Here is a 7,445-nt window from a genome sequence, read left to right as displayed (position 1 = left end):
ATTTGAATTAAATGTTAGAGTAAATGACGGGCAAAATCACATCAAAGACAGAAAGTTATAATTTGTCAAAGTAGATTAATTATTTTGGAATATTCATCTTCTGTCAAATCCATTACTTTTTTGGATATTTCAAAGTCAAAACCTGCTCTTGCAAGAACGGATATATCTTTTTTATAAAACAATGGCCTATTACTTTCTACTCTTGCCGGTCCAATTCTCTTTTTCTTACAAACCTTGATCGCAGAAAAAAAATCCTGATCCTCGTTATTGTCTTGGATTTCCTCAATGGTGTTTTTAATATATTTATCATTAATTCCTTTTGAAAAGAGATAATTCCGAATTTTATTAAGTGAACTTCCTTTTCTAATTAAACTTTTAGCTTTTGATTTTGAATAAAATTTATCATTTATAAACTGTGATTTCTCTAGATCTTCAAGGACAACATCTATTAAATCACTTATATTTTTTTTATTTACAGTTGGTATTTTAGTTTTTAAATATTTTTTCAATAAATATGTTTTTAATTGTTGTTTCGAGGGTGCATATTTCTCTATATAAATTAATGAAAAATTACGCATTTCTTCTACAGTAACCTCTAGAGATTTTTTTTTATTTTTAATAGGAATCATTTAGTAATTTAATATATTATATTTTTTTATGATTGAGCAAATATCTGATTTTTTTAGTATGGAAATGATATATCTATGGTTGAACATTGGTGTTTTGCCTTTTTGGTTCATTTTAATTTTTTTTCCACAATCAAATATTTGTAGATATTTTGTAACTTCTATCTTTCCTTATCTGGTGCTTGGTTCAGTTTATACTTATTTATTATTTCTTTTATATAAATTTGATTACAATTTTTTAGATAATTTTAAATTGTACCTAGGAATTATTGAATTGAATGATCTTTTTAGTGATAACTTTTTTCTAATTACTTTTTGGACTCATTTCCTAGCAATAAACTTATTTTGTGGATCCTGGATAGTTAGAGATAGTCAAAAATTACTTATAAATAAATTTTTAATTATTATACCTCTTCTGATAACTTATTTTATTGGAGTTTTGGGAATATTTTTATACTGGATTATAAGAATTTTTTATTCTAAGCGAATTACTTTATTTGATTAAACTTAGGTTATTTTAAAACCTTTGGTTTTCATTGCACCGAAACCACCATCAATATGAGAGACTTTTTCAAAACCCATATCTTTTAAAGATTTGGCGCCCAATGCAGATCTTAATCCACCGGCACAAAATAAAACTATTTCTTTGTCCATATCAACTTTACCCTCTTTAAAATAAGAACTGTTAGGATCCATCCAGAACTCCAGCATACCTCTTGGGATATGTAATGAGTTCTCAATCTTACCTGAATTTTGAAGTTCTCTAATATCCCTTATGTCGATTAAATTACACTTATTATCATTGAATTTACTTAAAGCCTCTTCAGGTGAAATAGTTTTAACCTCTTTGAGAGCATCTTCGACAAGATTTTGTGATGATTTTATAGTCATAATAAATTAGATTGTTAATATCAAAAAAAATGAAAAAAAACATCCTAAAAAAATTTTTTATTAAACTAGCTAAAGCTCTTGACTTAGAATTAATAGATCAAAATGAATTTAAATCTCCTACTCTTGAAAAAAAACTTAATGAAAACTTATCAAGTATAAAAAAATCTATCGTTTTACCTTTAGGAGAAGTTAAGCTCACTAGAAAAGTAAGCTCTTTATTAATTATTTTTAGAACAAATACAAATGTTGAGATGTGGAATCAAAATAGAAAAAGAATATTTGATAAACCTAAAATAGAGTATGTTTGTAGAGCTCTATATTCAGTAATAAAAGCAATCAAATTTTTGAAGAAAAACAATCCTCTAGTTAAAGTTGATTTAAAAATTATTGACGATAAATCAACTGAGGAAAATTTATCCACTATCAAGGATTTATTAAAAAAAAATGAGGTTAATGCAGATATTATTAATCATGATCTATCAATTCATGAAAATATTATAAAGAAGCAAGAAAAAAGAGAAAACTTTTCAAATTTATCAACATTACTTCGAGCTTTTGAAGTTGGCAAAAAAGAAGGTGAGGATTTAGTGTATTTTTTAGAAGATGATTATATTCATCTAGAAACCGCTTTAGAAGAAATGGTATCTTCATATGAAAGAATATCCTCGCAGTTAAAAAAAGAATTATTTATCTGTCCTGCCGACTATCCTTTTTTGTACATGGATAATGAAAAAACTAACCTTTTGATAGGAAGCAAACGACATTGGCGAACTACATCCAAAAGTTTAATGACCTTCTTGGTATCTAAGCCCTTTATTGAAAAATATTGGGACATTTTTCTTAAAACTTGCTCTGATTTAAATGACCCTTGGGAAAAATATTTTAATGAAATATATGAAAAGGAAGTTTGTATTTCTCCTGTGCAATCTCTAACTGTACATATCACCAATATCAATTCTGGTTACGGATTATCACCATTTATAGATTATAAAAAACTATGGGATGATAATAATTATAAATAAAAAAGGCCCGATTTCTCGGGCCTCTTTTATTGTTAACTAAAAAGGGAATTGTTGTTAACTAATCTCTTATTGAGTATGCAATAACTCCTGTTTCGGAAACGTCTGTTCCTTTAAGCTCTGCTTCTTTACTCAATCTAATACCCATTGTAGCTTTCATTAGGGACCATACTATGTATGCAACAACGAATACAAATATGTTTATTGAAAGTACTCCGATTAATTGAGTTCCAAAGTTAGCACCTGAGTTAGTTGCTGGGACAATTAATGTTCCCCAGATACCTGCGAATAAGTGTGCTGGTATTGCTCCTACTACATCATCTATTTTCATAGAGAATAAGAACTTCGTACCGTAAACCACAATTATACCACCTACTGCACCAATTAAAATTGAAGCTAGAGGTGAAGGCATTAAAGGTTCTGCAGTAATTGCAACTAAACCACCAATACATCCATTCAGCATTTGAATAACATCTGTCTTACCAGATATTTTCGTTACCGCACCAGCAGCCATTACTCCACCTGCACCTGCCAATAATGTATTAATGAAAATTTTAGATACCGCTATAGCATCGTTAGCTGTTCCCATTGCAAGTTGCGATCCACCATTAAATCCAAACCAACCTAACCAAAGCACGAACACTCCAAGTGTTACTAATGGTATAGATGATGCAGCAAATGGTTTGATTGGAGCCGCCTCACCTTTTTTGGTAAATCGACCAAGTCTAGGACCTAATATGATTGCTCCTGCTAAAGCAGCAGCACCTCCAGTTGAGTGAACAAGTGTTGATCCTGCAAAGTCTGAAAATCCTCTTGCAGCTAACCAGCCACCACCCCACTGCCAACCCATTACGATTGGATATAAAATTCCTGATAGAATTGCAGCAAATAAAAAGAATGGCCATAATTTAATTCTTTCAGCTAAAGTACCTGAAACAATAGATACAGTCGTTGCACAGAAAACCATTTGGAAATACCAATCTGATCCATCAGCGTAACCCGTTCCAATTTTACTTGCATCTGACCACGGTATGAATTTACCAATATATCCACCTGATGGTATTCCATAAGCCAAATTATAACCCACTAACCAAAACATAATCGCAGCTATAGAGAATAGGCCTATATTTTTAGCACAAATTACTGATACACTTTTTGATGTAACCATTCCTGATTCCAACATTGCGAAACCTGCAGCCATAAACATGACTAAGAAACCACAAATTAAGAAAAGTAGTGTGTTAAATATAAAGCCAACCTCTGCTGAGACAGTTGTATCCGCATAAGCAGTACTGTTCATGTTTAGTAAAAACAGTAGACCTATTACCGGACCAACTAATTTATTAAAAAGTTTTTTCATAAAACCTCCCTTATTATTAAAGGTGTGGTTATATTTTTTTTTTAACTTAAAACTAATGTTGATTGGAAAAATTAGGTATGCATTTATTGCATATAGAAACAGCCTTTATCAATTTTCATCAATAAAGGCTGTTGGAAGAAATTATTTGTTAAAAATTTCTTTAAGTGCTTTCGCAGGCAAAAACTTAACTTTTTGCGATGCAGCAATTTGGATTTGTTCTCCAGTTCTAGGATTACGTCCAATTCTAGCTTTTCTTTTAGCTACTTTATATGTACCAAAACCAGCAATTTTCACTGAATCATCACCTTTTAAGGCATCCAGTATTGTGTTGGTAATAGTATCAAAAGTACGCTCCGCATCAGCTTTACTTAAATTCAAGCTTCCAGAAAGCTTTGCTACTAATTGTTTTTTGTTCATTTTAGCTCCGGTTTTAAAGGTTATTTACATACTTAACAAAATACCCTAATTTTCAAGCTTTTTTTTAGTGGTTTAATTGTTTTTTCACACAATATATTGTGTTTAAAAAGTATTGATTTTACTTGCTTTTTTGATGATTAAAAAATCCTTTAAAATAGACCTAAATCTTTGAGGTCATTATAGGTTGCAAAAAACATTAAAGATAAAACTAAAAACATTCCGATTCGAAAAAAACCTTCCTGTGTTTTTTGGCTTAGAGGTCTACCTAAAATTTTTTCAAAACCATAAAACATTAAATGTCCACCATCTAACAAAGGTATTGGGAAAAGGTTAATCAAGCCTAAACTTATTGATATATACGCCATCATGCTCAAAAAAGGTATAATTCCAAATTGTGCCACCTGCCCTGAAATTTTAGCAATTCTAATTGGGCCACCAAGTTGGGATGTATCAGCATCACCGAAAATCATTGAGCCCAAATAACTAAGCGTTGAGGAAGTAACAAAATAAACTTCGTTAACTGAATAATATAACGCTTTTAAAGGTCCAAGTTTTACATGATTTACTTTGTCATTAAAGGCACCTATTACAATACCAACAACTCTTTTATTTATCTTGTTTCCTAAATTATCTTCAGTAGCGATAATATTAGGTTTTATTTTTAAGAATAAATCTTTTTCATATCTCGATACTTTAAAATCAATAAACTCAGATGTAGACATTGTTATTAATTTTGAGACATCAAGAACACTTTCAACCTTCGTGCCATCAATTTCTAAGATTATATCATTTTTTTTTAAACCAGCTTTTTCAGCAGGACTTTCTATTTGAACTTCATTAATAACTGCAGGTGTAAAATCTTTGCCTACAAACATGTAAATAAATAAAAATATAATAGCTGCTAATATAAAATTAGCTATTGGGCCTGCCGCAACAATGATAGCTCGTTGATATAGAGGTTTTAAGGTAAAAAGTTTCTCTCTTTCCTTTTCGTTATATTTTTTAAGTATTTCATCGTGATCAGCCTGAGAAAAAACATTTCTATCACCAAAAAATTTTACATAACCTCCTAAAGGAATCCAGCAAATTTTCCACCTCGTGCCAGATTTGTCATTCCAGCCGAATAATTCCTTACCAAAACCAATTGAAAAATCTGTAACACCAACACCAAATTTTTTTGCAAAATAGTAGTGTCCATACTCATGGATAAATACAACTACTAAGATTAGAACCATGAAAGGTAATATAAAATCTAACATATCATCATATTATATATTAAAACAATTATCTCAACTTCCAAATTAGCACTGGTAGAATTGTAGCAACTACAAATGATAAAAATAATAATGATTGTGTTACAAAAATTGGGAAAAATTCTATAGGTAAAATAACACCGACTAACAAGCTTTTAGAAAAATCAGGGGCAGGAAATAGAAGAAATCCTCCTATCAACCCTATTAAGATAGATGCAAATGCAGTTTTTTCCTTCATTTTTTTATTATAAAAGCTATAGAAAACAGTTAACACAAACGCACAACAAAAAAGATCTGCTAATAAAAATAAATACAAAACACTATATCCTTTTGATGCTATAAAAAAGGCAATTATTGATAATATAATTATAAAATATTTAGATAATTTTAAAAAATCTACTTTAGATTTAATATTGAATGTTGCCTTTCCATCAACAACAACTAAACTTGATACAGCATTAACAAGTGTATCAACTGTGCTTATGGTTAGAGATAAACCTAATATTATAATTATTAATGATAAAAATTCAGTTTGATCTTTAAAGAGTAATGAGAAAAATCCTAAATCAGGTACCACATTAGGATCAACCGATATTGCAACTAGGCCACAGAATCCCATAAAAAAAACTATTGGAATAATAACAAAAAATGAAATCAATAAACTTTTAATTAAAATATTATTATTTTTTGCTGCATAAACTCTTTGCCAATTTCCTTGGTGGAAAAGATTTGTTGCAGCAACTGCAACAAAAAAAGTTATACCAGCTGTATAGTTTGCTACATGTTCAAAACTTAGCAAATGAGGATTTTTTTTATTTATAAATGAAAATGAAAATTCACTTCCAGTATATGACCATAAATAAATTCCTGATGTTAATAACAAAATGGTAATGACAATCATTTGAATATTGTCAGTAAATATTGAAGCTCTTAATCCACCATAAAGAGTATAGGTCAAAGTTCCTAACAGAACTATGAAGGCTGTGAGCCACAACTGTGTCCCAGAGATATAATTTATTAAAATACTCACAGCTGTTATTTCTGCACATAAAAAAATGAATAGATAAAATACAGTCATCAGTAAAATTAATTTAAAGAGATTTTTGCTAAATTTTTTTCTTAAAAACTGTATAAGTGATGATCCCTTTGGAAATTCTTTTCTAATTTTTTTTCCAAGCATTATAAAAAAAATCATCGGAAACGCTGTTCCTAAAGCATATCCAATTACAGCACCAATTCCACCCCATGTTGCTGCAGAAGCTGGTCCAAATAAAATCCAAGCACCAAGTGCAGAAGCGGTAAGACTTGTGCTTAATGAAAAGAAACCAATATTTCTATTTGCTGTTAAATAATTGTTAATACCTTTAAATTTTTTAGAATAGTTAATTCCAAGAATTGCAAAAATAAAACTAATTGTAATAACAATAATTAGTGCTGTTGATTGATTTAAAAAATAAGTTTTTTCCATAAATTCCCTTTCTGAATTACCGGACAGGTTCGAAGGGTATATTCTCAGTCAATTAAGACACCCCTTAATTAATTATAGCATAAATAAATTATAACCCTAGATAAAAACCAGGGTTATAATCTAACTTATATATTATTTTAGGGATTAAAACTGTTCTGACTCTGTAGAGCCTTCCATTGCGGTAGTTGAGCTTTGCCCGCCACTAATAGTATTAGAAACTGCATCGAAGTATGATGTTCCAACTTCACGCTGATGTTTTACACTAGTGTAACCATCTTTTTCTCTTGCAAATTCTTGCTGTTGAATTCTTGAATATGCTGTCATACCTTCTTTTTTATATTTTTCAGCTAATTCAAATATTGCAATATTCTGAGTATGAAATCCTGCTAACGTTATAAATTGAAACTTATA

Annotated in this window: 8 protein-coding genes and 1 pseudogene; 2 read left to right on the top strand and 7 right to left on the bottom strand. The window is 29.8% G+C overall.

The genetic code is table 11. The features are described 5' to 3' along the window. Window positions 1–65: 65 nt before the first annotated feature. The gene (locus AMN73_RS03665) at window positions 66–629 is read right to left on the bottom strand and encodes a regulatory protein RecX (protein ID WP_075534930.1); all 564 of its coding nucleotides are present in this window, start codon (window positions 627–629) and stop codon (window positions 66–68) included. Window positions 630–657: 28 nt separating this feature from the next. On the opposite strand from AMN73_RS03665, the gene AMN73_RS03660 reads away from it, so the two are divergent. Continuing rightward, on the top strand, window positions 658–1,131 hold the full coding sequence (locus tag AMN73_RS03660) for an ABA4-like family protein (protein WP_075534929.1): 474 nt from the start codon (window positions 658–660) through the stop codon (window positions 1,129–1,131). A 2-nt stretch (window positions 1,132–1,133) separates the two neighbouring features. On the opposite strand, the gene AMN73_RS03655 is transcribed toward AMN73_RS03660, so the two are convergent. Beyond that, window positions 1,134–1,517, bottom strand: coding sequence for a rhodanese-like domain-containing protein (locus AMN73_RS03655; RefSeq protein WP_075534928.1), 384 nt, complete (start codon window positions 1,515–1,517; stop codon window positions 1,134–1,136). A gap of 29 nt (window positions 1,518–1,546) precedes the next feature. Between AMN73_RS03655 and AMN73_RS03650 the strand changes: the two genes are divergently transcribed. Next, the gene (locus AMN73_RS03650; protein ID WP_075534927.1) at window positions 1,547–2,539 is read left to right on the top strand and encodes a glycosyltransferase group 2; all 993 of its coding nucleotides are present in this window, start codon (window positions 1,547–1,549) and stop codon (window positions 2,537–2,539) included. 58 nt (window positions 2,540–2,597) lie between these two features. On the opposite strand, the gene AMN73_RS03645 is transcribed toward AMN73_RS03650, so the two are convergent. From AMN73_RS03645 to AMN73_RS03625, 5 genes and pseudogenes are all read right to left on the bottom strand, one after another. Then, window positions 2,598–3,896, bottom strand: a complete 1,299-nt coding sequence (locus AMN73_RS03645; RefSeq protein WP_075534926.1) for an ammonium transporter family protein — start codon at window positions 3,894–3,896, stop codon at window positions 2,598–2,600. Between the two features lie 141 nt (window positions 3,897–4,037). After that, window positions 4,038–4,313 carry an HU family DNA-binding protein gene (locus tag AMN73_RS03640; protein WP_075534925.1) on the bottom strand — a complete coding sequence of 92 codons (276 nt, stop codon included), beginning with the start codon at window positions 4,311–4,313 and terminating at the stop codon, window positions 4,038–4,040. 149 nt (window positions 4,314–4,462) lie between these two features. Then, window positions 4,463–5,572, bottom strand: coding sequence for an RIP metalloprotease RseP (gene rseP / locus AMN73_RS03635; RefSeq protein WP_075534924.1), 1,110 nt, complete (start codon window positions 5,570–5,572; stop codon window positions 4,463–4,465). A gap of 25 nt (window positions 5,573–5,597) precedes the next feature. Next, window positions 5,598–7,034 carry a sodium:solute symporter family transporter gene (locus tag AMN73_RS03630; RefSeq protein WP_075534923.1) on the bottom strand — a complete coding sequence of 479 codons (1,437 nt, stop codon included), beginning with the start codon at window positions 7,032–7,034 and terminating at the stop codon, window positions 5,598–5,600. A gap of 144 nt (window positions 7,035–7,178) precedes the next feature. Next, window positions 7,179–7,445, bottom strand: a pseudogene (locus AMN73_RS03625) (isocitrate lyase); the annotation flags it as partial.

The sequence above is a fragment of the Candidatus Pelagibacter communis genome (assembly GCF_001179965.1).
Taxonomy (GTDB): Bacteria; Pseudomonadota; Alphaproteobacteria; order Pelagibacterales; family Pelagibacteraceae; genus Pelagibacter.
Note: the sequence above shows the minus strand (reverse complement) of the source record. Positions and strands in the feature narration are given on the sequence as shown.

Coding starts and splice junctions, on each gene's coding strand:
- rseP (WP_075534924.1), bottom strand. CDS start 5,572: ATGTTAGATTTTATATTACCTTTCATGGTTCTAATCTTAGTAGTTGTA.
- AMN73_RS03645 (WP_075534926.1), bottom strand. CDS start 3,896: ATGAAAAAACTTTTTAATAAATTAGTTGGTCCGGTAATAGGTCTACTG.
- AMN73_RS03660 (WP_075534929.1), top strand. CDS start 658: ATGATTGAGCAAATATCTGATTTTTTTAGTATGGAAATGATATATCTA.
- AMN73_RS03650 (WP_075534927.1), top strand. CDS start 1,547: ATGAAAAAAAACATCCTAAAAAAATTTTTTATTAAACTAGCTAAAGCT.
- AMN73_RS03640 (WP_075534925.1), bottom strand. CDS start 4,313: ATGAACAAAAAACAATTAGTAGCAAAGCTTTCTGGAAGCTTGAATTTA.
- AMN73_RS03655 (WP_075534928.1), bottom strand. CDS start 1,517: ATGACTATAAAATCATCACAAAATCTTGTCGAAGATGCTCTCAAAGAG.
- AMN73_RS03665 (WP_075534930.1), bottom strand. CDS start 629: ATGATTCCTATTAAAAATAAAAAAAAATCTCTAGAGGTTACTGTAGAA.
- AMN73_RS03630 (WP_075534923.1), bottom strand. CDS start 7,034: ATGGAAAAAACTTATTTTTTAAATCAATCAACAGCACTAATTATTGTT.